Here is a 25,592-nt window from a genome sequence, read left to right as displayed (position 1 = left end):
GAGTACCGAAGTACGGCGCGTGCTATCGGTCGAGCTCCACGCGCACTCCGCGCTGTCCTACGACGGGCGCGACCCGGTCGACCTCCTGTTGGAGCAGGCGGCCGCGGTCGGGCTGGACGCGCTCGCCGTCACGGACCACGACGAGATCGACGCCAGCATCGAGGCGGCCGAGAAGGCCCCCGACTACGGGCTCGTCGGCATCGTCGGCATGGAGGTGACCTGCGCGGTCGGCCACGTGCTCGCGTTCGGCATCGACGAGCGCGTCGAGAGCGGGCTCCCCTTCGACGAGACGCTCGACCGGATCCGCGACCGGGGCGGGATCGCGGTCGTCCCCCACCCTTTCCAGAAGTCCCGCCACGGCGTCGCCGCCCACATCACCGACGAGCAGCTCGCGGGCGCCGACGCCATCGAGGTGTACAACTCCCGGCTGTTCACGGGGCGCTCGAACCGACAGGCGGAGAAGTTCGCGCTCCGGAATCGGCTCCCGATGACCGCCGGCAGCGACGCCCACATCTCTGAGATGGTCGGACAGGCCGTGACCGAGGTCGGTGCCGACGAGCACTCGGCCGACGCGATCCTCTCCGCGATCCGCGACGGTCGGACCAGCGTCGTCGGGAAGCGAACCCCGTGGCGCATCTCGCTCCGCCAGTTCGGCGGCGGCGCCAAGCGTCGCGCGCTCCGCGCGTTGAACGCGCTGCGCTGACAGCGATGGCGGGCCCCCCAGCCGCCGATCTCCGCGGGGCGCCTCCAGCCCGCGTCCGCGACGCCCTCCGCGACGGCGACCCCCTCCCCGGCGGACGCGGCTTCGCCGGGCGCCTCGACGATCCGCCCGGCCGCGACGGGCCGGTCCTCGTCCGCGACGTCCTCGGCCGCCAGCCGCTGTTCGTCGAGCGCGGGGCGATCGACCCGGCGGCCGACTCCGTCCCGGCGACTGGCTCCACCCCGGCGACCGATCGCACTCCGACCGACCCGGACGCGTGGAGCTTCTCGCGGACCGCCCTCAACGACCCGACGCCGGTTCCGGCGGGGAGAGTCGCCTCCGCCGCCGGCGTCGAACGGGTCTGGACGCTCCCCGACGCACCGCCGACCGACCCGGAGCCCGCGCAGGCGGCGGTCGACGCCGCGGTCGGTGACGCGCTCGGAGCGATCGCCGACGGCCGCGACGGTCTCGGCGACTCGGCCGGGGGGCTCGCGGTCGCCTTCTCCGGCGGCGTCGACTCCGGGCTCGTCGCCGCCGGCGTCCCCGACGCGCCCTGCTACGTCGCCGGATTCGAGGGGTGTCACGACGTCGCGGCCGCCCGCGACGCGGCCGCGGCGATGGATCGCGAGCTCCGCGTCGTCGAGATCACCCACGAGGAGCTCCTGCGCGCGGTCCGCGCAGTCGCCGACGCGACGGGGCGCCGTAACCCGATGGACCTCGCGATCGCGGTGCCGCTGTACCTCGCGGCAGAGGCGGCCGCGGCCGACGGCCTCGACCGGCTTGCGGTCGGCCAGGGCGCGGACGAGCTGTTCGGCGGGTACAGCAAGGTCGTCGACCCCGCGACCGACGACCGCGTGGACGCCGACACGGTGCGGGGCGCCCGGACCGAGACCGTCCTGACCCTCCCCGACCAGCTCGAACGCGACGTGCTCGCACTCCGCGCGGCCGGGGTCGAGCCGGTCGCGCCGCTGCTCGACGACCGCGTCGTCGCGGCCGCGCTGGCGTTGCCGGGCGAGCTGCTCGCGAGCGACGGGGAGCGGAAGGTCGCGCTCCGCCGGGCGGCGGCCGGACGCGTGCCGGAGTCGGTCCGGACGGCCGACAAGAAGGCGGTCCAGTACGGGACGTACGTCTCCCGCGAGCTCGACCGGCTCGCGCGGCGGGCCGGGTTCAAGCGGCGCATGGACGACCACGTCGGGCGGTATCTCGACGACCTGCTGGCTGGCGAGTGACGGGAGAGCGTTCGCTCCGCGGGCGATGTGTCCTGACGAAAAACGGCCCGTGAGGGCCGATGCTGACCAAGCCGCCGTATGGAGTACCAGTCCTACGGCCGACGCCCGATCGTTCGGGCGTCTGGTTACGAATAACGGGGACCGGTATAAAATACGGGGAGTAGTGACAAATATGGCTGCCACGGTCGGAGTATAGATGACGATCGGGCACCGAATGGCCTATCTCGATTCGGATGTGCCGATCCACACCTCGGAGGAGGGTCGAAACCGCACGCGCATCCGGCCGGATGTCGACGCGCGATCCGATCGGCTCACCGGAGACGACGAGGCTCGCTCACCGAACGAGGTACGGGTCGCTCCCCGCGATGAAGCGTCCGAGGTCGCTTTCGCGGCGGAAGTCCGTCGACCGCAGTTCGCGGAGTCCGTCGACGAGCCGGTCGGCGTCGTCGCCCTCCCACTCGGTCGGGTCCTTGATCGGGAGGACGAGCCACCCGGACCCGAGGAGCTCCTCGCCGTGGAGGGCGTCCATGTCGACCTCGGTCTTCCACGCCCGCGCCGTGTACTGCTCGAGGACGTGCTCGGTCGCCCGGGCGCCGACCGGGAGAAGGACGTGCGCGGCGATCGCGCGGAGCTCCGCGTCGAAGAACCGCTCCATGTCGTCGTACGACGCCGCCGTCGGCTCGCCGTCGGGCACGCACATGTGGAGGTACGAGAAGTACGTGCGCTCGGTGCGGACCGGTTCGGACTCCGCGTCTCCGTCCGGCCGGCCGCCGTTCGCCGCGATCTCGCGGTTCGCCGACGCCGCGGCCCCATCTGTCTCACTCGTTCCGTCCGGCGCCGCGCCCTCGGCGAGCCCCGCGAGCAGTCCCCCCCCGGTCAGCGCCGAGAGGAACGCCGCCGACCACGGCTCGCCGGTGAACGGGACGCCGGTCGCGACGCCGCCGTGGACGCCGGGGTGGTCGCCGACGACGTGGAAGTCGGCGTTGGCGTCGCCGTAGCCCGGGACGAACGACCGACAGTCCGGCCGCATCCCGAATGGATTCCGCGTCCGATCCGTAACGTTCTGCACGCCTCTCCGTACGCGACGCCCCGGATAAATCCCGTTCGGTCTGCGGGCGGACGCCGTCCGGTCTGCGGCCGGGCGGGCCTCGCCTGCGCGTCCCGACCGCGGTTGCGAGTGGTCGTCGCGACCCCCGGATGCGAGGCGCACGAGGCGCGTTAGTTACGCGTAACTTACGGAAACGAGCGGGGTTCACACCGCCGTGGATATCCCGATCGTGACAGTCCGCCGATTATATTTCATAATTGTTAATCTACAATGCGAAAACGCACGACTGCGTCGGGGTAGACGGCGAGCGAGCCCCGGAAAGTATTTATATACTCCTCCGTTCCGGTCGTCCGAAGACCCATGTTCGACCGCATCCGCTCGGCGGCCATCTTCGGCATCCACCAGGCGACCGTCGCGATCGGTATCTCGCTGTTCCCGGTGGCCGTCTTCGCTCGCACGCGCCTCGGCATCAACGTCCCCATCGGCCGGCTCGTCGAGACCACCGGCGAGGTGTACGAGCGCGTCGAGGAGTAAGCTCGACCCCACCCGTCCGTCGACGCCGTCGAACGACTGCGATAGCGCCGCCGCGACCCCGTTTTGCTCCCTCGTTCCGCCGCCGCCAGTCGCGTCTCACGGAGCGGCGGCCTCGTCGAGACGATCGACCGACGCGACGACGACTCGCGGGCCGCGACGGCCCGCGACGAATAGGCCCGTCGGAACCGGCGGGCGGTCCCCGAAGGGTTGCCTTTATCAGCGCGCCGGGCCAACGGAGGCGTAATGCGAACACCGACTGGCGACCTCTCCGACGGGACGGCCGACGAGCTGGGCCGCGACCAGCCCGTCTTCGGACCCGAGCTCGGCGAGTTCGAACACAGCGAGCGCCGCGCGGCGCAGGCCGACGGCGAGGGCGAGATGAAGACCGGCACGACGACCGTCGGCATCAGGACCGCGGACGGCGTCGTGATGGCGACCGACATGCGCGCCTCGCTCGGCGGCATGGTCTCCTCGAAGGACGTCCAGAAGGTCGAGGAGATCCACCCCCGCGGCGCCCTGACGATCGCCGGCTCCGTCTCCGCCGCCCAGAATCTCATCTCCACGCTCAAGGCCGAGACGAGCCTCTACGAGACCCGACGCGGCAAGGACATGTCGATGGAGGCGCTGTCGACGCTCACCGGGAACCTCCTCCGGACGGGCGCGTTCTTCATCGTCCAGCCGATCCTCGGCGGCGTCGACGACGAGGGCGCCCACATCTACTCCATCGACGCCCTCGGCGGCACCACCGAGGAGGAGTACACCGTCACCGGCTCCGGCTCCCAGTACGCGCTCGGTGTGCTCGAGCAGGAGTACCACGACGAGGTCACCGTCGACGAGGCGAAGACCATCGCCGCCAAGGCGATCCAGTCCGCCGTCGAGCGCGACCTCGCGTCCGGCAACGGGATCAACGTCGCCGTCGTCACCGAGGACGGCGTCGACATCACCCGGCACAAGGAGTTCGACGAGCTGCTGTAAGCGGCTCCGTCGCGGCCGCCTCGACGACTCGCTTTTCGTTTCGTTCTCGACTCGCTCCGTCCAACCACCGGTTCGGCGCGCTTTCCCTCGCCGTCGCGGATCAGACGCCCCGCTCCCCGGCGTCCTCGGGGGGCGACCGGATCCCGTCGCCCCAGTAGAACCGCGGGCCGAGGAGGAGGTAGCCGCACGCTAAAAAGAGCAGCGCGAACGCGAACCCCTCGCCGATCCACGCCGGGAGGGCGGCGGTGGCCACGTGTCCGACGGGGGTGAGGATGACGGCGGCCTGCACGACGCCCATCACGAGCGCGTCCTGCGCGTGGAGGTCCGGGTACGTGACCGTCGTCCCCATGAGCACCGCGAACGCGGCGGTCCCGGCGATCAGAATGCCGGGTTCGGTGTAGCCGGCGATCACCGCGGCCGCGAGGATCGTCGCCGCCAGCGTGGTCGGCACGCCCACCGTCTCGCGGGCGTCGCTGTCGTACGCCGTGTACAGCCCGAGCCGGGCGACCGCCGTCGCGACGAACAGGGCGCCGGCGCCGACGCCGACGGAGACGAAGACGGGCGCGCTCGCGAACGACGCCGCGTCGAGGACGGCGACCGCGACGAGGGCCGCGGGCGCGACGCCGAACGAGGCCACGTCGGCCAGCGAGTCGAGGTAGGGCCCGGCGTCGGTCGAACCGCGGTGTCTCGCGACCACCCCGTCGAGCCCGTCAGCGACCGCGGCGAGCAGCACCAGGCGGGCCGCGAGCTCGAGGTCGACGGTCGCCGCGACGACGGCGAGGAAGCCGACGGCCGCGTTCGCCACCGTCACCGCGTCCGCGAGCCCGAGCCGCCCGACGAACCGGAAACGCATACCGGATCGGTCGACGAGACGGGTTTTAGTGCTTGTTATCTGGCGTGCGGCCGGCCAGCGGAGGTTCGGCGGCGCGGTCTCAGAGGCGTCGGAGCGCGGCCCCGAGACCGGCGCGGACGCGATCTCAGGGGATGTACCAGATCCCCCGCCCGAAGTCGAGCCACTCGCCGACGACGACGTGCGGCAGCGCGATGATGCAGACGAAGATCGTGTAGAAGGCGACCGCCCCCGGCAGCAGCGAGCCGCCGGCCAGCGGGTTGGGTGCGACCAGCCACAGCGACGCCCCGACCGCGGCTGTCACGAGCGCGCCGACCACGAGCACGCCCCACGCCGTCACGACGGAGACGCCTTCGGTCCGACTCGGCCGCGCCTCCTCGACGACCATGCTCCGGGCGGACTGCCGCAGCGAGTACCACAGCGGGAAGTAGAGCCCGATGGCGATCACGACGGGCACGAGGGCGAAGTAGGCGACGAGCAGCAGCGTCTCGGCGGCGTCGAGCAGCCACGACCGCGTGACGCCGCCGCCCGTCGCGAGCCCCCCGCCGAGGTGGAGGAGGACGCCGAGGCCGTACACCGCGCCGAGCGCCGTCGTGACCGCCTCCGGCGACGTCGCCGCCGGCCCGACGAGCTGCCCGTCGAACACGTTCAGCATGTAGCCGGTGAACCCGTAGAACGTCTCCGTCCACGCGACCGCCGGGACGATCATCACGGCGCCGCCGCGGACGAGCGCGGCGAGCGCGCGCTGCGGCCGCGAGGCGAGGTGGTCGGTGCCGACGAGCGCGTCCATCACGTGGAGGTCGCCGTGCCCCCCCTTCGCGACCGCCGTGCCGAACGCGAGCGCGAGCGCCGGCAGCGGGGCGACGACGAACAGCCCCACGAAGCCGACGACGAACGCGAGGTAGAGCCCGACGTATCGCGCGCCGAAGGGGAGCCCGCGCCGCCTGAGGTTCGAGAAGTGCTCGTAGCCGCCGTGCGGGAGGTTCAGCGCGACCATCCCGACGAGGTAGGCGAGCATCTGCGTCCGGAGGCTCGGTTCGGTGCCGGCCGCGTACGCGCCGGCGAACGCGACGGTGAGAAGCAACAGCGCCGCGCGCGAGGCGTTCACGGCGATTCGCTCGGGCCGTTCGAGACGACGACCATCGGCGTGGCTCACGGATCCCGTCGACATGCGTGAACGTACGGGCGCCCGATCGTTGTGTGCTCACCCATACTATGTCGATTTCCACGACTCCCCGAAGGCGGTTCGCCGGTATCAACGCTTAATCCGTCGGACGACCAAGGGAATGTCATGCCGGGTTCTCGGGCGCTGTTGGTCCATCCGGAGGAGGGGAGCGACCGCATCACGTCGGCGCTCGGCGCCGCCGGGTTCGACGTGACGACGGTCAACAACGCCACGTCCGCGGTCGCGAAGGTGACCACCGGCGAGTACGACTGCATCGTGAGCGAGTACTCCCTGCCGGGGGACGACGGCCTCGCGCTGGCGGAGGCGTTAGAGGAGTCCGACGCGCGGGTTCCGGTCGTGATGTTCTCCGAGGAGGAGGACGAGGAGGTGTTGGAGGCCGCCTTCGAGAGCGGCGTCGACGAGTTCCTCCACAAGAACGGCTCCGCGTCGATCGACCGGCTGGTGACCGACGTCTCGACAGTCTGTTCCGCCGAGGGGGCGCCGGGCGCCAAACAGGACGTCTCTGGACACGAGCCCAGCACGGAGGAGGTCAGCCGAGCCGTGCGCGAGGCGCCCGTCGGCGTCAGCCTCAGCGACCCCGAACTGCCGGATTACCCGCTCGTGTACGCCAACGACGCGTGGGAGGACCACACCGGATACCCGGTCGAGGAGGCCCTCGGTCGAAACCCGCGCTTCCTGCAGGGCCCCGGGACGGACCCCGAGACGGTCGACCGCCTCTCGACGGCGATCTCGGACGAAGAGCAGATCACGGTCGAGATCCGGAACTACCGCCGGGACGGGACGCCCTTCTGGAACGAGCTCACGGTCGCCCCGGTGTACGACGCCGACGGCGACCTGGCCCACTACGTCGGGTTCCAGAACGACGTCACCGACCGCAAGCGGGCGGAGCGGCTCGCGGAGGAGCGCGCGGAGAAGCTCGCGACCGAGCGACAGGCCCTCGACCGAGTCCTCGGGCGGGTGAACGGACTGCTCAGCGAGATCAGCCGGATACTCGTCGAGAGCCGGGACTCGGAGATGATCGCCGAGCGCGTCTGCGAGGAGATCGCCGACGAGCCGGGGTACATGGGCGGCTGGATCGCCGAGGTCTCGTCGGCGACGGGGCGGCTGGACGTGACCGCGGCGAGCGGGGTCCCGGTCGAGGCGGGCGCGTCGTTCTCCCTCGACGAGACGCCCCGCGAGGTCCGGCAGGCGATCGAGACCGAGGAGGTTCACGGGGGGGCCGCCGGGGGCGACTCGGACGACGGGCTCGCCCCGAGCGCGGTCGGCGCCCCGCGGCTCCTCGTCGTCCCGATCACGTACGGCCACCGCCGGTACGGTCTGCTCGGCATCTACAGCAGCGAGGGGAACGCCCTCGACCGGCGCGAGCGGAAGGTGTGCGAGTCGGTCGGGAAGATGATCGCCAACGGGCTCCACTCGGTGGAGACGACCCGCATCCTCACGACGGACCGCGTCGTGGAACTGCAGGTCGCCATCGGGGACCGATCGTTCTCGCTCTCGCGGGTCGCCGACGCGCTCGGCGGGCCGATCGAGCACCTCGGAACCACCCGACTCGACGACGACGCCTGCGAGCTGTACCTCAGAGTGACGGACCCGACGGAGGACGTGAGCGCCGTCGAGGCGCTCCCGTTCGTCGAGGCGGTCCGACTGGTCTCCGAGACGGACGACGACGTCACCGTCGCCGTGACCGCCACGGAGTCGCCGCCGCTGACGCGGCTCTCGGAGTTCGGCGGCGTCGTCGTCGAGGCGACCGCGGACGCGACGAGCGCGAGCCTGACGATCGAGGCGCCGCCCGAGCAGGACGTCAGGGCGATGCTCGACGTGTTCCGCGCGGAGTACGACGGCGTCGAGCTCCGATCCCGCGTCGAGCGCGAGAGCCGGGATCGGAGCCTGACCGAGTTCGCGTCCGCCGTGGACGACCGGCTCACCGACCGCCAGCGGTCGGCGCTGAAGACGGCCGAGCTGAACGGCTACTTCGAGTGGCCCCGCCCGGTCGACGGCTCCGAGATCGCCGAGCGGATGGGGATCACGCGACAGACGTTCCACCAGCACCTCCGGGCGGCCGAGCGCAAGCTCGTCGAGGCGTACGTCGACCCGCGGTCGCGGAACTGAGGCGACGATCGAGACGCTCTGACAACGACTCATGTTCACGGCACGCGACTCGACCGCGGTCGACGCCGACGCGGCGTCCGTCTTCGACTTCCTCGACGACCCGCGCAACCACGCCGCCGTCACGCCCCGGCTGGAGGACGTCAGAGACGTCGAGCGGCTGCCGAACGGCGGGAAGCGGCTGGCGTACACCTATCGAATGGCCGGGATCGGGATCGACGGGGAGATCGTTCAGACGGTCCACGAGCCGAACGAGCGGATGACCTTCGAGCTCCGCGGTCGGCTGACGGGGACGATCGATCTGACCGTCGAGCCGGCGGACGGCGGGACGAGGCTGACGTACGCGGCGGAGTACGATCTCCCGGAGAACGCGCTGACCGCCCTCGGCGAGCCGGTCGTCCGTCGGTTCAACGAGCGACAGGTCCGAGCGACGCTCGACGCCGTCGCGGAGCGGTTCGAGGCGGACGAGGGGTGACCCGCGACGGCGACTCGCGCCGGAATCGACGGAACGAACCCTCACGCGGGCGAAGTATTAAGAACGAGATGGCCTAACTTCGGGGCATGGACCCGATCTCCCTCCAACTCGGTTTCGGCTTCGGCCTCGTGAGCGTCGGCCTGCTCTTCCTGTTGCTGGTGGTCGTCACGCTCTGGCAGTCGTTCGAGATCGTCGACGCCTACGAGAAGAAGACGCTCACGGTGTTCGGCGAGTACCGGAAGCTGCTGGAGCCGGGAATCAACCTGATCCCGCCGTTCGTCTCGCGGACGTACGCGTTCGACATGCGGACGCAGACGCTCGACGTGCCCCGCCAAGAGGCGATCACGCGGGACAACTCGCCGGTGACGGCGGACGCGGTCGTCTACATCAAGGTGATGGACGCCAAGAAGGCCTTCTTAGAGGTCGACGACTACAAGAAGGCGGTCTCGAATTTAGCGCAGACCACGCTCCGCGCCGTCCTCGGCGACATGGAGCTCGACGACACGCTGAACAAGCGCCAGGAGATCAACGCGAAGATCCGCAAAGAGCTGGACGAGCCGACCGACGAGTGGGGAATCCGCGTCGAGAGCGTCGAGGTCCGCGAAGTCAACCCCTCGAAGGACGTCCAGCAGGCGATGGAGCAGCAGACCTCCGCCGAGCGCCGCCGGCGCGCGATGATCCTGGAAGCGCAGGGGGAACGCCGCTCCGCGGTCGAGCAGGCGGAGGGGGACAAGCAGTCGAACATTATCCGCGCGCAGGGGGAAAAGCAGAGCCAGATCCTCGAGGCGCAGGGGGACGCGATCTCGACGGTCCTCCGCGCGCGCTCCGCCGAATCGATGGGCGAGCGCGCCATCATCGAGCGCGGCATGGAGACCCTCGAAGAGATCGGCAAGGGCGAGTCCACCACCTTCGTCCTCCCGCAGGAGCTTACCAGCCTCGTCGGCCGCTACGGCAAGGCGCTCTCCGGCTCCGACGTCCAAGAGATGGAGGGGTTAGAGGGGAAGGAGTTCGACGACAACACCCGGAAGATGCTCGGGCTCGACGACATCGACGAGATCCTCGGCCAGATCGAGGAGTCCGCCGAGATGGACGTCGAGGAGCTGGAGAAGGAGGCCGAGGCGGTCAAGGCGGGCGGCGCCGGGGGCGACATCAAGTCCGCGGACGAGGTCATTCAGGAAATGGACGAGGAACCGGTCGACGAAGAGGTCGAGCGAGAGACCTGATCGGGCCGCGACGGAACCGGTCGCGGAACCGGTAGAACGACCGGATCCGCCGATTCCGCCCCGAACGAAGTGCTTTTGTCTCGGGGTCGACTATCCTCTCGCGTGACTGATGGGTTCGACGGACGGAAGCGCGAGACGCTCCGACGGTTCGCCGCCATCGGAGCCGCCGCGCCGTTCGTCGGAACCGCGAGCGCCGACGGGGAGGACGACCCCAACGAGACCCGCGAGGCGATCCGCGGCTACGTGCCGACGACCCCCGGCGCCCACTTCTCGAAGCTCCGCGACGACCTCCGTCTCGGGACCGGCGAGGCGCAGTACCACCTCCGGAAGCTGGAGGAGGCGGGCGAGATCGAGTCGGCGAAGGACGCCGACTACCGCCGGTACTTCCCGGCGGGCCGGTTCGACGAGCTCGACAAGCGCGCGCTCGGCTACCTCCGCCGCGACACGCCCCGCGGGATGATCCTCGCGCTGTTGCGCGACCCGAACGCGACGGGGGCGGAGCTCGCGGCCGATCTCGGCGTCTCTCGACCGACGATCAGCGCCGCGGCCGCCGCGCTCGACGACGCCGGGCTGCTCGACCGGACCGACGGCTACGCGCTGACCGAGCCCGAGCGGCTGCTCACGCTCGTGGTCCGGTACGCCGACTCGTTCGACGCCGAGGCGGTCGCGTTCGCCGACGACGCCGCCGAGCTCGTCGCCTACGACCCGTAGTCGACGAGCCCAGCCGACGACGCCGTTTCCCGACCCCCCTCGCCGCTACTCCGTGACCATCCACGTCGTGCCGGAGGAGTACCCCCACTTCTCGACGTCGATGTCGGCGGCCGCGTCGGCGACGGCGCTCATGTTCGCGCCGACCTCCTTCGCGGAGAGGTCGAGGTCGTCGGCGATCAGCCGCGACTTGAAGTACGTCCGGTCGCCGGCGTTCTCGCGCAGGTACCCCAGAATCCGCGCCTGCTTCGCGGAGAGGCCGGCGGGCTCGACGACGACCGCGTCCGATTGGACCGTGCTCATATCCGATACAGGCGACGTCCGCTCATAAGCGGGTTGGTAGACTCGGTTAACACGCTGCAGTCGTGCGATTCTCCGTCGAATACCCCCGGCGAGTACCGGACCAGTCTCCGGTTTCGGTACGAACACCGAACCGCGCCGTTCGGTTCGATCGACCGCCGCCGACTCAGTACAAGTCGGAGACGAACGGGCCGAGCGCTCCGGCTACCGCCGTCGCCAGCGCGTCGGCGCGGTCAACGCGACCGGCCGTGAGCGCCCCTGCAGCGCCCCCGCGCCTCGCGACGCCCGTCGTGTCGAGGACGTCGTCCATCACCGGGCCGAGCTCCGCGCCGTCGTCGATCCGCGCGGCGACGTCGGCCGGGAGCGCGACGCTCGGCCCGCCCCCGCGGCCCGCCCGTGATCCGTCCGAGACCGCCGCCCACATGACGAGGAACAGTTCGTCGGCGCCGTCGAACCGCGCGACGCCCCCCTCGATGCCGACGCCGAGGTCGTACGCGCCCGCGTCGAGGACCGCCGCGGCGCGGTTCTCCGCGCCCGCGACGGTTTCGGCGTGGCCGGTGGGTTGTTCGCTCACGCCCGACGGGACGGGGACCGACTCGACCGCGACGGTCGTCGGATCGCCCGCGAGGTCGTCGGCGAGGTCGCGCCCCCGCGACGACTCCAGGACCCGTTCGACCGCGCGCCGCTTCACCGGGTTACCGCTGCCGACGCCGACTCGCATACCGGCGGTTGGGCGACGGGGTACGAATAGGCGTCGGGTCGGTTCCGGGGGCGGCTACGGGGCTGACTCCGGGGACGGCTACCGAGTCGACCTCGGGAACGCCTCCGGGTGGAACAGCCCGGCCAGTCGCTCGACGCCGTCGATCAGCGCCGGGCTCGGCTGGTTCAGGAGGGAGTCGTCGATCACGTGGACGGGGGCGTCCACCGCCCAGTTGCGCTCCGCGACGGTCGCGGGATCGACCCGGTCGCCGCGCCCGCAGACGTGAACGACCAGGTGGTCGGGGTCGGCCGCCTCGACGCTCGCGGGGTCGACCTCGCGGGAGCGCTCGCCGGGGTCGACGAAGGGGTAGCGACCGCCGGCGGCGCGCACGGCGTCGGGCACCCAGTTGCCGGCGGCCATCGGCGGGTCCGACCACTCCTCGCAGTAGACCGTCGGGCGCGGGCGGTCCGCCACCGCCTCGGCGACCCGGTCGAGCCGCTCGCGGGACTCCTCGGCGAGCCGCTCCCCTGCCTCCGGTCGATCCACGTCGGCGCCGCGGGCGACGAACGTCTCGACCGCCTCGTCGAGGGTGGCGGGCTCGCGATGCCGGACGTCGAACCCGCGCTCGCGGCAGTCCTCGGCGAGGTCGTCTTGGAGGCCGTCGCTCGTGAGAACGACGTCCGGGTCCAGGTCGGCGACGCGGTCGAGGTCCGGGTTGAGCCAGCCGCCGACGGTCGCCGGGATCTCGCCGTCGCGCGCCGGTTCGGCGTACGCCGACTCGGAGTGCACCGATCCGGCGTCGGCCGGCGGGTCGCAGTGGGCGGTGACGCCGACGAGGGTCTCGGCGGCGCCCAGGGCGGTCACCGTCGCGGTCGCGCTCGGAGCCAGCGAGACGACGCGGGGAGCGGTCATCGATTCGCTCTCCGGACGCCGGCGGCCCAAGCGTTTCGGTCGGTGGAGGGTCGGCGGTCGTCCGGGCGGCAGTCGGGCCGTGTCGGGTTGGGTCGAACCGAGTTGGTCCGGGTCGGGTTGAGCCGGCTCGGTTCGGGGATCGTGTCACTCGCCGAAAACCCGTGATAGATCGTGTCCTTTCGTCGGGTTTCCGGCGACACGTTCCGGTCGTTTTAAGTTCGGTTCCGCCGTCTATCGGGTAAGATCGCTCTCGGACCGTGTTCAGTTACCGAGAGGGGGTTTAGCCATGAGTGAACGATTACACACGCGGGGGAGTCGCTCCCGAACGGAGACCGACGAGGAGGAATCGGAACGAACCGACGAGACGCTCAGCTGTCCGGAGTGCGACGGGAACGTCATCAACGACGAGGAGCACGGCGAGAGCGTCTGCGCCGACTGCGGGCTCGTCGTCGAGGCCGACTCGGTCGACCGCGGGCCGGAGTGGCGCGCCTTCGACTCCCGCGAGAAGGACGAGAAGAGCCGCGTCGGCGCCCCGACGACCAACACGATGCACGACAAGGGGCTCTCGACGAACATCGACTGGCGCGACAAGGACGCGTACGGCCGGTCGCTCGGCGCGCGCCAGCGCCAGAAGATGCAGCGGCTCCGCAAGTGGAACGAGCGGTTCCGCACCCGCGACTCCAAGGAGCGCAACCTGAAGCAGGCGCTCGGCGAGATCGACCGCATGGCCAGCGCGCAGGGGCTCCCGGACAACGTCCGCGAGACCGCCTCCGTCATCTACCGCCGCGCGCTCGACGAGGACCTCCTCCCCGGCCGCTCCATCGAGGGCGTCTCCACCTCCTGCGTGTACGCCGCCGCGCGGATGGCCGGCGTCCCGCGCTCGCTCGACGAGATCGCCGACGTCTCTCGCGTCGAGAAGGCCGAGATCGCCCGGACGTACCGCTACGTCGTCCGCGAGCTCAAGCTGGAAGTGAAGCCGGCGGACCCCGAGCAGTACGTCCCCCGGTTCGCCTCCGACCTGGAGCTCTCCGAGGAGTCCGAGATGCGCGCGAAGAGCCTCCTGCGCAACGCCAAGGAGAAGGGCGTCCACTCGGGTAAGTCGCCCGTGGGCCTCGCCGCGGCCGCCGTCTACGCCGCCGCGCTCCTCACCAACGAGAAGACGACGCAGGCCGCCGTCTCGGAGGTCGCCGACATCAGCGAGGTCACCATCCGGAACCGGTACCACGAGCTGTTAGAGGCCGAGGACGGCCTCGTCGCCTGAGCCGCGCCGCCTTTTTACTCGCGGGATCTGCGTGACCCGCTTCGCCACGGACGCACACACATAAGTCCCCGCCCCCGGAACCCCCGGGTATGTTCGAGGAGTTCGTCCTGACCGCGAGCACGGCCGACCTCTCGGAGGAGCCGCGCGCGCGCGAGCACGCCGACGCCGCGGAGTTCCGGATGGACCTCGCGGACGCCCCGCTCGCCCAGCTCGACGCCTACGACGGGGAGCTCCCGCTCCTCGTCACGAACCGCGCGTCGTGGGAGGGCGGCGAGGCCGAGGACTTGGGTCGGTACGACGCGCTCTCGACCGCGCTCGGACACGACGCGGTCGCCGCGGTCGACGTCGAGCTCGCCGCCCTCCGCGGGAACGCGCCCGAGGGCGAGCAGGCACACGCGATCGCGCTCCGCGACACGGCCCGCGAGGAGGACGTCAGCGTCGTCGTCTCGGTCCACGACTTCGAGTCGACGCCCGAGCCCGCCGCGCTCGTCGACCTGCTCGCCGACGCGGTGAGCGAGGGCGACGTGGGGAAGCTGGCGACGACCGCGACCGCCCCTCGGGACGCGCTCGCGATGCTCGAAGCGACCCACGAGGCGACCGCGGCCGGCCACCGCGTCGCGACGATGTGCATGGGCGAGCCCGGGCGCCACACCCGCGCCGTCACCCCCCTCTACGGCTCGAAGATCGGCTATGCGCCCGTCGACCCCGCGAACGCGACCGCGCCCGGGCAGTACCCGCTCGCGACGCTCCGCCGGCTCGTCGACGGGCTGCGGGAGGGCGAGACGGACGGGTGAGCTATTTATAAATAGACCGCGGTGGCGTGCGCCGGTGAGCGCCGCGAAGCGGCGCGAACCGCCCGCGCGAGGGAGTCGCTGGCGCCGGCGGCGTCAGCGACGAGGCTGGGGAGGCGTGAGGTGCGGGGCGGTTGCGGTCGGGCGGAATTCAAAGGGGCAGCCGCGAGGACGGGGCAGGCGACGCAAGCACCGCAGGAACGAGCCCAGCGAGTGACGAGGAGCGCAGCGAGCGTGCGCCGTCCTCGCGGCTGGGGCTTTGGAGGTGTTCAGCGTCGAGTCACCGATCTCATTCGGCCGAGCGGCTGGGGCTTTGCGAGTGTTCGCCGCGTAAATTCCGAATTATACGCGAACAGCCGGTGCTACGTCGGCGCTACCCGATCGAACTCCGTTCTGCACTTATAATATATCACCGTACCCATCAACTGCTATCCCACATACCGAGTCAGAGAGCCAAACCGCTTTAGGAGCGCCCACGTAAGGGGCGGTAATGGCGACGTGCGACGTCTGTGGGGAGTACGAGAACCTCCCGTACCAGTGTAAGCGGTGCGGCCAGACGTTCTGCGCCGAGCACCGTCTGCCGGAGAACCACGACTGCCCGGGGCTCTCGCAGTGGAACGACCCCGGCGGCGTGTTCGACAGCGGCTTCGACGAGAGCGTCGAGGCGGGCGGATCGGGCGCCTCCGGCGGCGAGTCCGCGGGCGTCGCGGACCGCGTCAAGCGCCGCATCGACCGCGAGACGAGCACGGGCGGGCTCGTGAGCTACGTCCGCGGCAACGCGACGTACGCCCTGCTGGCGGCGATGTGGGTCACGTTCCTCGCGCAGTGGGCCGTGACGCTCACGCTCGGCGAGGCCGCCCACAGCCAGATCTTCGTCCTCCGGTCGGACGCGATCGGCAACGTCTGGACCTGGTTCACCTCCGTGCTCTCGCACTCTCGACTCCAGCTGTTCCACATCATCGGCAACAGCATCGTGATCCTGTTCTTCGGTCCCCTCGTCGAACGCGCGGTCGGATCGAAGAAGTTCGTCGCGTTCTTCTTCGGCGCGGGGATCCTCGCCGGCCTCGGCCACGTCCTGTTCGCGGTCGCGACGAACGCGCCGACGACGGGCGTGCTCGGGGCCAGCGGCGCCGGCTTCGCGATCCTCGGCGTGCTCACCGTCTGGCGGCCGAACATGCAGGTGCTGCTGTTCTTCGTCATCCCGATGAAGATCAAGTACCTCACGTGGGGGATCGCGCTGATCTCGGCGGTGCTCGTGATCCAGACCGGGACGGGCGGCGTCGGCGGCATCGCCCACCTCGCGCACCTGATCGGCTTCGCGATCGGGCTCGCGTTCGGGAAGCGCAACGAGAGCCTCGCGCGGTCCGCGGGCGGTCCCGGCGGGATGCAGATGGGTGGCGTGCGCGGCCCGCGCGGTCCGGGCGGACCGGGCGGACCGGGCGGGCGCTATTAAATGTCGCCGCCGGATTCGGTGCGGTCGCCCCCGGTCGACCCGGGGGCCGTCGCGCGCCCGGAGTTCCTCCCGGATCCCGTCCTCTCTCGAGCCGAGATGGAGTCGCTCCAGCGCGAGCTGGCCGCGACGGCGACGTTCGCGGACGATCACGGCCTCGACCCGGCCGCGGTGGCGATCGACGACCCCGCGGATCTGACCGACGGGCTCCCGGACGCGCACCAAGAGACGCTCCCGGGTACGCACCGAGACGTCGGCGACCCCGACGCACCGGTCGTGGTCGGCGTCGATCAGGCGTTCCTGACCCCCGACGACGGCGAGGACAGGGCGGTCTCCGCTGCGGTCGCGGTCCGCGACGGGGTCGTGATCGAGTACGCGAGCGCGACCACGCCGCTCTCGATCCCGTACGTTCCGGGCCTCCTCGCGTTCCGCGAGGGGGAGCCGATGCTGGCCGCGCTCGACGCACTGGAGGCCGAGCCGGACCTGTTGGTCTGTGACGGCTCCGGCCGGATCCACTTCCGGGAGGCCGGCATCGCGACCCACGTCGGCGTCCTGCTCGACGTCCCGAGCGTCGGCGTCGCGAAGAGCCTGCTGTGCGGCGAGCCCGACGATCCGACCGACGAGCGACCCGAGGGGTGGCGGACGCCGATCCGCGCCGACGACTCGATCGAGACGGCGGACCCCGGTGAGTCCCTGGTCATCGGCCACGCCTTCCAGTCGCGGCAGTACCCGAACAGCCGCCGCGTGAATCCCCTGTACGTGAGCCCCGGACACCGAGTCTCGGCCGAGACGACCGTCGAGCTGGTCGACGCGCTGTGCGCGGGGTACAAGCTCCCCGAGCCGACTCGGCTCGCGGACGCGTACGCGGACGCCGTGAAGCGCGGGGAGGACTGACTCGCGAATTCGCCCGGCTCTTCCGATCCATCGCCGCTCGATCCTGGCACGGACTGTCACGGACCGCCGGTTTATATATTGTGGCCCGCGAACGCGAAGACATGGGAGACGAAGACACGGACGGACCGATGTCTGCCGAGGAGTTCCGCTCGCTGCGCGACGGGCTGGTGCGTCAGAGCTCCGGCGGGGGGACGACCGTTTACAAGAACGCCGCCGGCGTCGGGTGCCCGAACCCGGACTGCGACCGCGGCGTGTTCCAGACGCTGTTCGTCAGCGACCACGGCTGGCAGCAGATCGGCGCCACCAGGGACGGGATCGACCTCTGTCTGTGTAACACAGAGACGAAGCGGCTCGTCTTCATCCACGACGAGTGACGCGACCGTGAGCGACGAGTCCGATCCGGTCGCGGCGTTACGCGACCACCTCGCGGCCACCGAGGAGCGCCCGATGGAGCGCGAGGCCGGCTGGCGACTCGGCGAGGCCCAGGCGCTGGCCGCGGAGATCGCCGACGGCGAGGTCGACGACGCGACCGTCGTCCGACGAGCCGCGGAGATCCGGACGCTGCTCGCGGAAGTCGACGGGACCGGCGACCCGGAGGCCGACGATCACGTCGACGCCGCGCGGGAGCTCGCGGCCCGGATCGCGAACCGGCCGGACGGCGGGTGACCGATAACCGGTGGTTTAGTCGTCCGCCGTCGACTCCCCGCCCGCGTCCGCCGCACACCGGTTCGGTCCGAGCTCTAACTCGATCGCCGCGGTCTCGTCCGGCGGCGACTCGACCCCGCGGTTCGCCGCGATGACGGACTCGTAGTTCGGCGGCTTCTCAGGCAGCGTCGCCGTGATCCGCTCCACGAACGCCTCGCGGTCGAGTCCGAGCACCTCCAGCTTTCGGCGCACCGCGCCCACCGTCGTCGTCACCGGCTCGCCGGGCACGACGTCACCGGTCGTTCCGTCGTTCCCGACCGCGAAGTGGCCCGGGCAGACGACGACGTCGTCGGGCTCCGCGAGCAGCGTCCCGTGGAGCGAGTCGTACAGCTGTGTCGCGCCGTGCGTCGCGTCCGCCGCGTCCGCGGAACCGTCCGGCGTCTCTTTCGCGCTATCGTCGGCGTCCCCGAACTGTAGCTCCGTCCGGCCGACGCTGTCGGTGAACAGCGCGTCGCCGGTGAGCACCGCCGACCGACCGACGAGGTAGCTCGCCATGTCAGAGGTGTGGCCGGGGGTCGCGAGCGCCTTCACGTCGGCGCCGCCGACGTCAAGCGTCTCGTTGCGCCCGAGCGGCTCGAAGTCGTACGCCACGTCGCGCTCTGCGGCCGCCGCCGGGAGGTAGTAGGGGACGCCGATATCGTCGGCGAGGTCCCGACCGCCGGAGAGGTGGTCGGCGTGGACGTGCGTGTCGAGGACCGCCGCGATCGACGCGCCGCGCTCGGCGGCCGCCTCCCGCCACTCGTCGCCGTGACGGGAGACGTCGACGGCGATGGCGACGCGGTCGGAGCCATCGGGATCGGCGACGGCGACGCGGTCGGAGCCGTCGGAAGCGGCCTTCTCCTCGGCCGAGCGCCCGCCCACCACGAGATACCCCAGACACCCCTTCGCGCGCCGCTGGATCTGGACGACGTCGAGGGGGTCGTCTCCGGCATCGGGAAGCGGAACTGCCGTCCGGTCGTACACGCCCGACCAGCCGCGCATCCCGTCCGCGACGACCGTCACGTCGTCGTACCCCGCCGCTTCGAGCTCCTCGGCGAAGTCGAGCGAGGCCTTCCCCTTCGCGCAGACCGTGACGACGGCGTCGTCGGGGCCGACCCCGGTCTCGGCCGCGAAGTCGTCGGCGTCGAACTCGTGAAACGGCTTGTAGAAGTAGTGGACCGAGTCGGCGATCCGCCAGCTCTCGTAGCTCTCGTCCGGCCGCGTGTCGACGAGGGCGAAGGACCGCTCGCCGCGGCGGCGTTCGTCGATCCGGTCGCGGAACGCGTCGGCGTCGATGACGGTCGGCATGGTCGCCGTTTGGCGCCGAACGGCAAAACGCTGTGCGGTGGAGTCGGCCGTAGCCGCGCTCCCTCACGCCCGCGATGGGTGGGATTCGCGATGGACAGGCTTTAGCCGAGCGACCGGACAGGTGTGCGCATGGTCGAGGCGTTCGCGGTCGCCAGCGGGAAGGGCGGCACGGGCAAGACGACGAGCACGCTCGCGCTCGGGATGGCGTTGGCCGACGAGCACGACGTCACCGTCGTCGACGCCGACACGGGGATGGCGAACCTCCTCTTTCACGCCGGGCTCGACGACGCGGCGGTCACCCTCCACGACTTACTCGTCGAGGGGACCGCGACCGACGTCGCGGAGGCGACGTACGACCGGTTCGGGCTCTCGGTCGTCCCCTGCGGCACGTCGCTCGCGGGGTTCGAGGCAGCCGAGCCGGGACGGCTCCGGGACGTCGTCGCCGAGCTCGCGAGCGACACCGACGTGCTCCTGCTCGACTCGCCGGCCGCGCTCGGCTCCAAGTCGGCGGTCCTCCCCGTCGTCCTCGCGGATCGGGTCGTCGTCGTCGTCGAACCGACGATCCCCGCGCTCTCTGACGGGCTGAAGGTACAGGAGTACGCCCGCTCGTACGGCACCGAGACGGCGGGCGTCCTGTTCAACAAGGTCCGGGACGATGCCGCGGACGTGGCCGAGCAGGCCGAGCGCCACTTCGGCGGGCCGGTGCTCGCACGCGTCCCCGACAGCGACGTGGTCAGGGCGGCGCGTCGAGCCGGCGAACCCCTCCTCGCGCACGCGCCGGAGAGCGACGCGGCGGCCGGCTACCGACGGGCGGCGGCCCGGCTCGACGTGCGCGACGGCGACGGCGACGCGGTCGCCGACCGGTTCCGGAGCGCGGTCGTGCCGGACACGCCATGACGGGTTCCGCAGACGGGACGGGAGAGTCGGCGGAACCGAGGGGAGACGGGAGGGGGGAATCGAGCGACGCGCCGGAGCTCCGGATCCCCCGCGGGACCCTCCTCCGATCGCGGGTCGTCTCCGACGTGGCCACGACGCTCTCGCGGGCGCTGGACCGCGAGCTGACCGGCTACGCGACGCTCGTCCCGCAGGAGACGCTCCTGTTGGAGGGGGACGCGCGCGGCGTCCTCACCTTCGCGGACGGGGTTCCCGTGCTCGCGTACAACACGGTGAGCGACAGCGGCGGCCCCGACGCGCTCGCCGAGCTCGCGGTGCCCGGCCCGTACCGCGTCGAGCTGTACGCGGTCGACGACGGCGGACTCGACGCGGCCCACGAGACGGACGCGCTCCGCGTCGCGCCGGGCGCGGCGGCGACGGAACTCGCGGACGACCCGTCGCTCGCCGACCGCACCCGCGAGCGGGCGCCCGACGAGCGGCTGACCGACCCGGAGGCGGACGACGCCGACGCCGTCGCGGCGTTCCTCGCGGACGACGACCGGATCGAGGCGATACGCGAGCAGGCGCGGGAGGAGGCGGCCGAGCGCGCCGACGAGTGGGGGCTCGACGCGACGCTCTCGGACGACTCCGGCGACGCCGACGCCGGTGAGGCCGAACTCGGTCGTACTCCAGAGCGTTGAGCGGAGCGGTTTTGTCGGCCGCGGACGTAGCCGAGGCATCACGGTCCTCCGACTCCTCCGGCTGACGGGCCCCGCCGACTTCGCGGACTGGTACGCGGCGAGCCGCGCGTACACCCGGCACGTCGCCGACGGCATGGGGCTCGCCGGTGTCGACGCGATCGACGGCACGCGGGTCGTCGACCGGCTCCGGACCGACCACGCGACGCTGTCGCCCGCCGAGGCGCGGTCGGTCGCGGCGACGCTGCTCGCCGACGGCGCCTTCTCCGAGCCCTACTGCGAGTGGCTGCCGACGTGGTACGAGCTCGCGCTCCTCGCGCCGGTGCGGTACGGCGACTGGCGCCTCCGACGCGTCGCCGCCGCGGTCGCGGGAGCCGCCGGCGTGACGGTGACCGCCCCGCGGTTCTCCCGCCCTCGGGACGTGACGATCGACGGCCGGCCGGCGCTCGCTCGCGTCTCGGGGTTCCGCGACCGCTTTCTCCTCGCCGACGCGCTGTTACATCTGGAGTGGTTCGTCCACGCCGCCGCGGCCGACGGGGTCGACGTCCCGTCCGCCCTCGTTGAGCGGACCCGCGAGGAGTCGCTGTCCTACTACGCCGGCGACCGGGCGTCGCTCTCGCCGCGCGTCCGTCGGTTCCAACGCCTCCTGTTCGCCGACGACGCGTGGGTCCGCCGGGTGAACGACCGATACGGCCTGAACAGCCGGCTGTTCGGCGTCTGGGAGCGGCTCCTCCGCGCGGAGCGCGAGCGGCTCGTCGACGACTGACCGTCCGGAGAGTGGTGTTACAACACCTGTAACACGTTACTGGGGCTGATTCCCCTGTTGGGAGGTAAGTATAGGATAGACGGGAATGAATGACGGGGTACGAACCGACAGACGGTTCGTCGTTCCCTGACTGCTTCGGCCCTCTCCCCACGTTCGCGCTCTGCGACCGACTCTTCGGCGCGCTCTGCGACCCGCTTCCCGCGTTTGATCCATTAAGCGACTGCGACGTCCGGTTCCGGCCGCGCCCCTCGGCCCGCCCGTAACTCGCGACTGAGTAATCTTTTATTCACCGTTTCTTCGGCCGGAAGCTTCATAGGTCGGCTCGCGGATCCTCCGGGTACACGAATGGCAGTACTCTGGCTGGAGGACGTCGACGCCGACGACGTCGGGACCGTCGGCGGGAAGGCCGCTTCGCTCGGTGAACTCATCGGTGCCGGACTCCCGGTTCCCCCGGGATTCGCCGTCACCGCGGGCACGTACCGGACCTTCATCGAGGAGGCGGGGATCGACGAGGAGCTGTTCTCGGCCGTCGACGTCGACCCCGAGGACTCCGCCGCGCTCCGCGCGGCCGAGGAGCGCGCCGAAGAGCTGATCCTGGAGACGCCGTTCCCCGAGGAGGTCCGCGAGGAGATCCTGGAACGGTACCGCTCGATGGGCGACGGGGACGACGAGGCGTTCGTCGCCGTGCGCTCCTCCGCGACGGCCGAGGACCTCCCGGACTCTTCGTTCGCCGGCCAGCAGGAGACGTTCCTCAACGTCCGCGAGGACGACCTGCTGCGCCGGGTGAAGGAGTGTTGGGCGTCGCTGTTCACCCAGCGGGCGATCTACTACCGCCAGCAACGCGGGTTCCCGCACGCCGACGTCGACATCGCGGTCGTCGTCCAGCGGATGGTCGACGCCGAGAAGTCCGGCGTGATGTTCACCAGCCACCCCTCGACCGGTGATCCGCAGATCACCATCGAGGCCGCGTGGGGGCTCGGCGAGGCGGTCGTCTCCGGCACGGTCTCGCCCGACAACTACGTGTACGACCGCGAACGCGGCGCCGTCGAAAATGTCACTGTCGCGGACAAGAAGGTGGAGATGGTGAAAGACGACGAGACGGGCGAGACCGTCCAGCTCGACGTCGACGAGGAGCGCCGCACCGCGCGGGTCCTCTCCGACGCGGAGATCGAGGAGCTGGTCGCGCTCGGCGAGCGCGTCGAGGACCACTACGGGACCCCTCAAGACGTCGAGTGGGCGATCCGCGAGGGCGAGATCTACATGCTCCAGTCGCGCCCGATCACGACGATTCAGGAGGACGCGGGCGACGAGGGCGACGAGGGCGACGAGGGCGACGCGGATGCGGGCGGAACCGGCGGCGAGACACCGAGAAAGTCCACCGCCGGGGACGCGGCGTCTGGCCAGCCCGGCGCGGCCAACGGCGGAACCGCCGGGTCGGACGAGGACGTCCTCGTCGACGGGCTCGGCGCCAGTCCGGGGGTCGTCTCCGGGGCGGTCCGGATCGTCCACAAGCTCGACCACCTCGACCAGGTCCAGGAGGGCGACGTGATGGTCACGGAGATGACGATGCCGGACATGGTCCCGGCGATGAAACGCGCCGCGGGGATCGTCACCGACGAGGGCGGGATGACGAGCCACGCCGCGATCATCTCCCGCGAGCTCGGCGTCCCGGCCGTCGTCGGCACCGGGAACGGGACGCGGCTGCTCGAGGACGGCCAGCAGGTCACCCTCGACGGGGACAAGGGGACCGTGCGCGCCGGGGCCGACGCCGAGGCCGAGTCCGGCGAGGAGTTCGAGCCCGTGGAGGCGGCCCGCCCCGAGACGCCGGTGAAGCCGATGACGGCGACGGAGGTGAAGGTGAACGTCTCGATCCCCGAGGCGGCCGAGCGCGCGGCCGCGACGGGCGCCGACGGGGTCGGGCTCCTCCGGATCGAGCACATGGTGCTCTCGCTCGGGAAGACGCCCGAGAAGTACATCGCCGACCACGGCGCCCGCGCGTATCAGGACGAGCTGATCGAGGGCGTTCGCCGCGTCGCCGACGAGTTCTACCCGCGGCCGGTCCGCGTGCGCACCATCGACGCGCCCACCGACGAGTTCCGCGAGCTGGAGGGCGGCGAGGGCGAGCCGAACGAGCACAACCCGATGCTCGGCTGGCGCGGGATCCGGCGCAGCCTCGACAAGCCCGACCCGTTCCGGCAGGAGCTCGCGGCGTTCGCGCGGCTCTTCGACATGGGGTACGACAACCTTGAGGTGATGTTCCCTCTCGTCAACGACGCGGCCGACGTCGAAGCGATCACGGGCCACATGCGCGACGCCGGCATCGACCCCGAGACGCACCGCTGGGGCGTGATGATCGAGACGCCCGCGAGCGCGCTGCAGATCGAGGAGCTGGCGAACGCCGGGATCGACTTCGCCTCCTTCGGCACCAACGACCTCACGCAGTACACGCTGGCGGTCGACCGCAACAACGAGCACGTCGCCGGCCGGTTCGACGAGCTCCACCCCGCGGTGCTCCAGCTGATCGGCGACACGATCGAGACGTGCCGCGAGCTCGGCGTCGACACGAGCATCTGCGGGCAGGCCGGCTCCAAGTCGGAGATGGTCGACTTCCTCGTCGAGGAGGGCGTCTCCTCCATCTCCGCGAACATCGACGCCGTCCGCGACGTACAACACGAGGTGAAGCGGACCGAACAGCGGCTCCTCCTCGACTCGGTGCGCTGACGCGGCCGGTCCTCCGGCGGTCGCGGGCCGCGATCTCCCCGTCCGGCGGCATCGGACCGCGGTCCGCCGTCGGGCGGCCGCGAGACCCGAGAGCGGAACGGGTAAGACCCTCCGCGGCGACGTTCCGTCGAATGCAGGGGCTCGAGCCGCAGTCGTTCGACCGGGTGCTCTCCTCGATGTGTACCGAACCGCACCCCGCGGCCCGGGCGGCGGCCGAGCGCTACCTCGCGACGAACCCCGGCGACCCGGCCACCTACGAGGCGGTCGCGTCGCTGGAGGAGCGCGCGGTCGAGCTGCTCGCGACCCTCGCGGACCACCCGTCGCCGACCGACGCGGCCGGCTACGTCACATCCGGCGGGACCGAGGCGAACGTGCAGGCGCTCCGGTCCGCCCGGAACCGCCACGACGCGAGCGACGTCAACGTCGTCGTCCCCGAGAGCGGCCACTTCTCGTTTCACAAGGCCGCGGAGCTGCTCGACGTCGGGCTCCGGACGCTCCCCGTCGACGGCGACTACCGGGCCCGGATCGACGCGGCCGCCGCCGCCGTCGACGACGCCACCGCCCTGGTCGTCGGCGTCGCCGGCAGCACGGAGTACGGGCGCGTCGACCCGATCCCGGCGCTGACCGAGATCGCCCACGACGCCGGCGCGCTGATGCACGTCGACGCCGCGTGGGGCGGGTTCCTCCTCCCGTTCACGGACCGCGCGTGGTCGTTCGGCGACGCCCCGGTCGACACGCTGACGATCGACCCCCACAAGTTCGGACGGGCGCCCGTTCCCGCCGGCGGGCTCCTCGCCCGCGAGCCGGCCGCGCTCGACGCGCTCGCGGTCGACACGCCGTACCTGGAGACGCGGTCGCAGGCGACCCTGACGGGCACGCGGAGCGGCGCGGGCGTCGCCGGCGCGGTCGCCGCGGTGGAGGCGCTGTGGCCCGACGGCTACCGCGAGGCGACCGAGCGGGCGACCGGGAACGCCGCGTGGCTCGCCGACGCCCTCGCCGAGCGCGGCTACGACGTGGTCGAGCCAACGCTCCCGCTCGTCGCCGCGGCGCTCCCCGAGGCCGAGTTCGACGCGCTCCGGGAGGCCGGCTGGAAGGTGTCGCGGACGGCCGCGGGCGAGCTCCGCGTCGTCTGCATGCCGCACGTGACGCGCGAGGCGCTCCGGGCGTTCGTCGCGGACGTCGACCGGATACGGGAGTGAG

The 25,592-nt window shown here is 71.4% G+C and carries 26 protein-coding genes; 19 read left to right on the top strand and 7 right to left on the bottom strand.

What is annotated here, in order from left to right; all coding sequences use genetic code 11:
- The first annotated feature begins 19 nt into the window (after positions 1–19).
- The gene (locus FGM06_RS12020) at positions 20–703 is read left to right on the top strand and encodes a PHP domain-containing protein (RefSeq protein WP_144799475.1); all 684 of its coding nucleotides are present in this window, start codon (positions 20–22) and stop codon (positions 701–703) included.
- A gap of 5 nt (positions 704–708) precedes the next feature.
- Positions 709–1,929, top strand: a complete 1,221-nt coding sequence (locus tag FGM06_RS12015) for an asparagine synthase C-terminal domain-containing protein (protein WP_144799474.1) — start codon at positions 709–711, stop codon at positions 1,927–1,929.
- A 334-nt stretch (positions 1,930–2,263) separates the two neighbouring features.
- Here the strand turns inward: FGM06_RS12015 and FGM06_RS12010 are convergent, their stop codons facing one another.
- Positions 2,264–2,998 carry a uracil-DNA glycosylase family protein gene (locus FGM06_RS12010; RefSeq protein ID WP_144799473.1) on the bottom strand — a complete coding sequence of 245 codons (735 nt, stop codon included), beginning with the start codon at positions 2,996–2,998 and terminating at the stop codon, positions 2,264–2,266.
- Positions 2,999–3,337: 339 nt separating this feature from the next.
- On the opposite strand from FGM06_RS12010, the gene FGM06_RS16070 reads away from it, so the two are divergent.
- Positions 3,338–3,511, top strand: a complete 174-nt coding sequence (locus tag FGM06_RS16070; RefSeq protein ID WP_186311011.1) for a hypothetical protein — start codon at positions 3,338–3,340, stop codon at positions 3,509–3,511.
- A 243-nt stretch (positions 3,512–3,754) separates the two neighbouring features.
- Positions 3,755–4,486 (top strand): archaeal proteasome endopeptidase complex subunit beta, encoded by a 732-nt coding sequence (gene psmB / locus FGM06_RS12005; RefSeq protein ID WP_144799472.1) that lies wholly within the window; start codon positions 3,755–3,757, stop codon positions 4,484–4,486.
- Positions 4,487–4,586: 100 nt separating this feature from the next.
- On the opposite strand, the gene FGM06_RS12000 is transcribed toward psmB, so the two are convergent.
- Together FGM06_RS12000 and FGM06_RS11995 are read right to left on the bottom strand one after the other, a co-directional pair.
- Entirely contained in the window at positions 4,587–5,339 is a 753-nt protein-coding gene (locus tag FGM06_RS12000; RefSeq protein ID WP_144799471.1) for a protein sorting system archaetidylserine synthase, read from the bottom strand.
- Positions 5,340–5,463: 124 nt separating this feature from the next.
- Entirely contained in the window at positions 5,464–6,507 is a 1,044-nt protein-coding gene (locus FGM06_RS11995) for a beta-carotene 15,15'-dioxygenase, Brp/Blh family (protein WP_144799470.1), read from the bottom strand.
- A 120-nt stretch (positions 6,508–6,627) separates the two neighbouring features.
- Here FGM06_RS11995 and FGM06_RS11990 point away from each other — a divergent pair, with 120 nt between their 5' ends.
- From FGM06_RS11990 to FGM06_RS11975, 4 genes are all read left to right on the top strand, one after another.
- Positions 6,628–8,631, top strand: a complete 2,004-nt coding sequence (locus tag FGM06_RS11990) for a bacterio-opsin activator domain-containing protein (protein ID WP_144799469.1) — start codon at positions 6,628–6,630, stop codon at positions 8,629–8,631.
- Between the two features lie 31 nt (positions 8,632–8,662).
- Positions 8,663–9,103 carry an SRPBCC family protein gene (locus FGM06_RS11985; RefSeq protein ID WP_144799468.1) on the top strand — a complete coding sequence of 147 codons (441 nt, stop codon included), beginning with the start codon at positions 8,663–8,665 and terminating at the stop codon, positions 9,101–9,103.
- Positions 9,104–9,189: 86 nt separating this feature from the next.
- A complete protein-coding gene (locus FGM06_RS11980; protein WP_144799467.1) occupies positions 9,190–10,326 on the top strand; it encodes an SPFH domain-containing protein in 1,137 nt (378 codons plus the stop codon).
- A gap of 102 nt (positions 10,327–10,428) precedes the next feature.
- A complete protein-coding gene (locus FGM06_RS11975; RefSeq protein ID WP_144799466.1) occupies positions 10,429–11,037 on the top strand; it encodes a winged helix-turn-helix transcriptional regulator in 609 nt (202 codons plus the stop codon).
- A 45-nt stretch (positions 11,038–11,082) separates the two neighbouring features.
- Here the strand turns inward: FGM06_RS11975 and FGM06_RS11970 are convergent, their stop codons facing one another.
- The 3 genes from FGM06_RS11970 to FGM06_RS11960 all read right to left on the bottom strand — a co-directional run bounded on the left by FGM06_RS11970 (position 11,083) and on the right by FGM06_RS11960 (position 12,946).
- On the bottom strand, positions 11,083–11,337 hold the full coding sequence (locus FGM06_RS11970) for a DUF7123 family protein (RefSeq protein WP_144799465.1): 255 nt from the start codon (positions 11,335–11,337) through the stop codon (positions 11,083–11,085).
- Positions 11,338–11,500: 163 nt separating this feature from the next.
- A complete protein-coding gene (locus tag FGM06_RS11965) occupies positions 11,501–12,055 on the bottom strand; it encodes a DUF84 family protein (RefSeq protein WP_144799464.1) in 555 nt (184 codons plus the stop codon).
- Positions 12,056–12,133: 78 nt separating this feature from the next.
- Complete coding sequence (locus FGM06_RS11960; protein ID WP_144799463.1) at positions 12,134–12,946, bottom strand: cobalamin-binding protein; 813 nt, start codon at positions 12,944–12,946, stop codon at positions 12,134–12,136.
- Positions 12,947–13,232: 286 nt separating this feature from the next.
- On the opposite strand from FGM06_RS11960, the gene FGM06_RS11955 reads away from it, so the two are divergent.
- The 6 genes from FGM06_RS11955 (at position 13,233) to FGM06_RS11930 (ending at position 18,008) form a co-directional block, all read left to right on the top strand.
- On the top strand, positions 13,233–14,207 hold the full coding sequence (locus FGM06_RS11955; protein WP_144799462.1) for a transcription initiation factor IIB: 975 nt from the start codon (positions 13,233–13,235) through the stop codon (positions 14,205–14,207).
- A gap of 89 nt (positions 14,208–14,296) precedes the next feature.
- On the top strand, positions 14,297–15,001 hold the full coding sequence (locus FGM06_RS11950) for a type I 3-dehydroquinate dehydratase (RefSeq protein ID WP_144799461.1): 705 nt from the start codon (positions 14,297–14,299) through the stop codon (positions 14,999–15,001).
- A gap of 487 nt (positions 15,002–15,488) precedes the next feature.
- Positions 15,489–16,451, top strand: a complete 963-nt coding sequence (locus FGM06_RS11945; protein WP_144799460.1) for a rhomboid family intramembrane serine protease — start codon at positions 15,489–15,491, stop codon at positions 16,449–16,451.
- Positions 16,452–17,342: an endonuclease V gene (locus tag FGM06_RS11940; RefSeq protein ID WP_144799459.1), complete on the top strand. Its 891-nt coding sequence runs from the start codon at positions 16,452–16,454 to the stop codon at positions 17,340–17,342.
- Positions 17,343–17,443: 101 nt separating this feature from the next.
- Entirely contained in the window at positions 17,444–17,716 is a 273-nt protein-coding gene (locus tag FGM06_RS11935; RefSeq protein WP_049906210.1) for a DUF7385 family protein, read from the top strand.
- A gap of 7 nt (positions 17,717–17,723) precedes the next feature.
- On the top strand, positions 17,724–18,008 hold the full coding sequence (locus tag FGM06_RS11930; RefSeq protein ID WP_144799458.1) for a hypothetical protein: 285 nt from the start codon (positions 17,724–17,726) through the stop codon (positions 18,006–18,008).
- 15 nt (positions 18,009–18,023) lie between these two features.
- On the opposite strand, the gene FGM06_RS11925 is transcribed toward FGM06_RS11930, so the two are convergent.
- The gene (locus FGM06_RS11925) at positions 18,024–19,334 is read right to left on the bottom strand and encodes an MBL fold metallo-hydrolase (RefSeq protein ID WP_144799457.1); all 1,311 of its coding nucleotides are present in this window, start codon (positions 19,332–19,334) and stop codon (positions 18,024–18,026) included.
- A gap of 129 nt (positions 19,335–19,463) precedes the next feature.
- On the opposite strand from FGM06_RS11925, the gene FGM06_RS11920 reads away from it, so the two are divergent.
- From FGM06_RS11920 to mfnA, 5 genes are all read left to right on the top strand, one after another.
- Positions 19,464–20,231 carry a nucleotide-binding protein gene (locus tag FGM06_RS11920; protein ID WP_144799456.1) on the top strand — a complete coding sequence of 256 codons (768 nt, stop codon included), beginning with the start codon at positions 19,464–19,466 and terminating at the stop codon, positions 20,229–20,231.
- Complete coding sequence (locus tag FGM06_RS11915) at positions 20,228–20,908, top strand: hypothetical protein (protein WP_241662569.1); 681 nt, start codon at positions 20,228–20,230, stop codon at positions 20,906–20,908. Before FGM06_RS11920 ends, FGM06_RS11915 begins: the two co-directional genes overlap by 4 nt.
- A 133-nt stretch (positions 20,909–21,041) precedes the next feature.
- Complete coding sequence (locus FGM06_RS11910; protein WP_144799954.1) at positions 21,042–21,671, top strand: hypothetical protein; 630 nt, start codon at positions 21,042–21,044, stop codon at positions 21,669–21,671.
- Between the two features lie 345 nt (positions 21,672–22,016).
- Positions 22,017–24,392, top strand: coding sequence for a phosphoenolpyruvate synthase (gene ppsA, locus FGM06_RS11905; RefSeq protein WP_144799455.1), 2,376 nt, complete (start codon positions 22,017–22,019; stop codon positions 24,390–24,392).
- A 131-nt stretch (positions 24,393–24,523) separates the two neighbouring features.
- On the top strand, positions 24,524–25,591 hold the full coding sequence (gene mfnA / locus FGM06_RS11900; RefSeq protein ID WP_144799454.1) for a tyrosine decarboxylase MfnA: 1,068 nt from the start codon (positions 24,524–24,526) through the stop codon (positions 25,589–25,591).
- The last annotated feature ends 1 nt before the right edge of the window (position 25,592 follow it).

The sequence above is a fragment of the Halorubrum depositum genome (assembly GCF_007671725.1).
GTDB lineage: Archaea > Halobacteriota > Halobacteria > Halobacteriales > Haloferacaceae > Halorubrum > Halorubrum depositum.
This window is presented reverse-complemented; position numbering and strand designations above follow the sequence as displayed.

What these genes read in the sequence shown, in the direction of transcription:
- FGM06_RS12015 (WP_144799474.1), top strand. Translation starts at nt 709, where the DNA reads ATGGCGGGCCCCCCAGCCGCCGATCTCCGCGGGGCGCCTCCAGCCCGC.
- FGM06_RS16070 (WP_186311011.1), top strand. Translation starts at nt 3,338, where the DNA reads ATGTTCGACCGCATCCGCTCGGCGGCCATCTTCGGCATCCACCAGGCG.
- psmB (WP_144799472.1), top strand. Translation starts at nt 3,755, where the DNA reads ATGCGAACACCGACTGGCGACCTCTCCGACGGGACGGCCGACGAGCTG.
- FGM06_RS12000 (WP_144799471.1), bottom strand. Translation starts at nt 5,339, where the DNA reads ATGCGTTTCCGGTTCGTCGGGCGGCTCGGGCTCGCGGACGCGGTGACG.
- FGM06_RS11995 (WP_144799470.1), bottom strand. Translation starts at nt 6,507, where the DNA reads ATGTCGACGGGATCCGTGAGCCACGCCGATGGTCGTCGTCTCGAACGG.
- FGM06_RS11990 (WP_144799469.1), top strand. Translation starts at nt 6,628, where the DNA reads ATGCCGGGTTCTCGGGCGCTGTTGGTCCATCCGGAGGAGGGGAGCGAC.
- FGM06_RS11985 (WP_144799468.1), top strand. Translation starts at nt 8,663, where the DNA reads ATGTTCACGGCACGCGACTCGACCGCGGTCGACGCCGACGCGGCGTCC.
- FGM06_RS11980 (WP_144799467.1), top strand. Translation starts at nt 9,190, where the DNA reads ATGGACCCGATCTCCCTCCAACTCGGTTTCGGCTTCGGCCTCGTGAGC.
- FGM06_RS11970 (WP_144799465.1), bottom strand. Translation starts at nt 11,337, where the DNA reads ATGAGCACGGTCCAATCGGACGCGGTCGTCGTCGAGCCCGCCGGCCTC.
- FGM06_RS11965 (WP_144799464.1), bottom strand. Translation starts at nt 12,055, where the DNA reads ATGCGAGTCGGCGTCGGCAGCGGTAACCCGGTGAAGCGGCGCGCGGTC.
- FGM06_RS11960 (WP_144799463.1), bottom strand. Translation starts at nt 12,946, where the DNA reads ATGACCGCTCCCCGCGTCGTCTCGCTGGCTCCGAGCGCGACCGCGACG.
- FGM06_RS11955 (WP_144799462.1), top strand. Translation starts at nt 13,233, where the DNA reads ATGAGTGAACGATTACACACGCGGGGGAGTCGCTCCCGAACGGAGACC.
- FGM06_RS11950 (WP_144799461.1), top strand. Translation starts at nt 14,297, where the DNA reads ATGTTCGAGGAGTTCGTCCTGACCGCGAGCACGGCCGACCTCTCGGAG.
- FGM06_RS11945 (WP_144799460.1), top strand. Translation starts at nt 15,489, where the DNA reads ATGGCGACGTGCGACGTCTGTGGGGAGTACGAGAACCTCCCGTACCAG.
- FGM06_RS11940 (WP_144799459.1), top strand. Translation starts at nt 16,452, where the DNA reads ATGTCGCCGCCGGATTCGGTGCGGTCGCCCCCGGTCGACCCGGGGGCC.
- FGM06_RS11935 (WP_049906210.1), top strand. Translation starts at nt 17,444, where the DNA reads ATGGGAGACGAAGACACGGACGGACCGATGTCTGCCGAGGAGTTCCGC.
- FGM06_RS11925 (WP_144799457.1), bottom strand. Translation starts at nt 19,334, where the DNA reads ATGCCGACCGTCATCGACGCCGACGCGTTCCGCGACCGGATCGACGAA.
- FGM06_RS11920 (WP_144799456.1), top strand. Translation starts at nt 19,464, where the DNA reads ATGGTCGAGGCGTTCGCGGTCGCCAGCGGGAAGGGCGGCACGGGCAAG.
- FGM06_RS11915 (WP_241662569.1), top strand. Translation starts at nt 20,228, where the DNA reads ATGACGGGTTCCGCAGACGGGACGGGAGAGTCGGCGGAACCGAGGGGA.
- FGM06_RS11910 (WP_144799954.1), top strand. Translation starts at nt 21,042, where the DNA reads ATGGGGCTCGCCGGTGTCGACGCGATCGACGGCACGCGGGTCGTCGAC.
- ppsA (WP_144799455.1), top strand. Translation starts at nt 22,017, where the DNA reads ATGGCAGTACTCTGGCTGGAGGACGTCGACGCCGACGACGTCGGGACC.
- mfnA (WP_144799454.1), top strand. Translation starts at nt 24,524, where the DNA reads ATGCAGGGGCTCGAGCCGCAGTCGTTCGACCGGGTGCTCTCCTCGATG.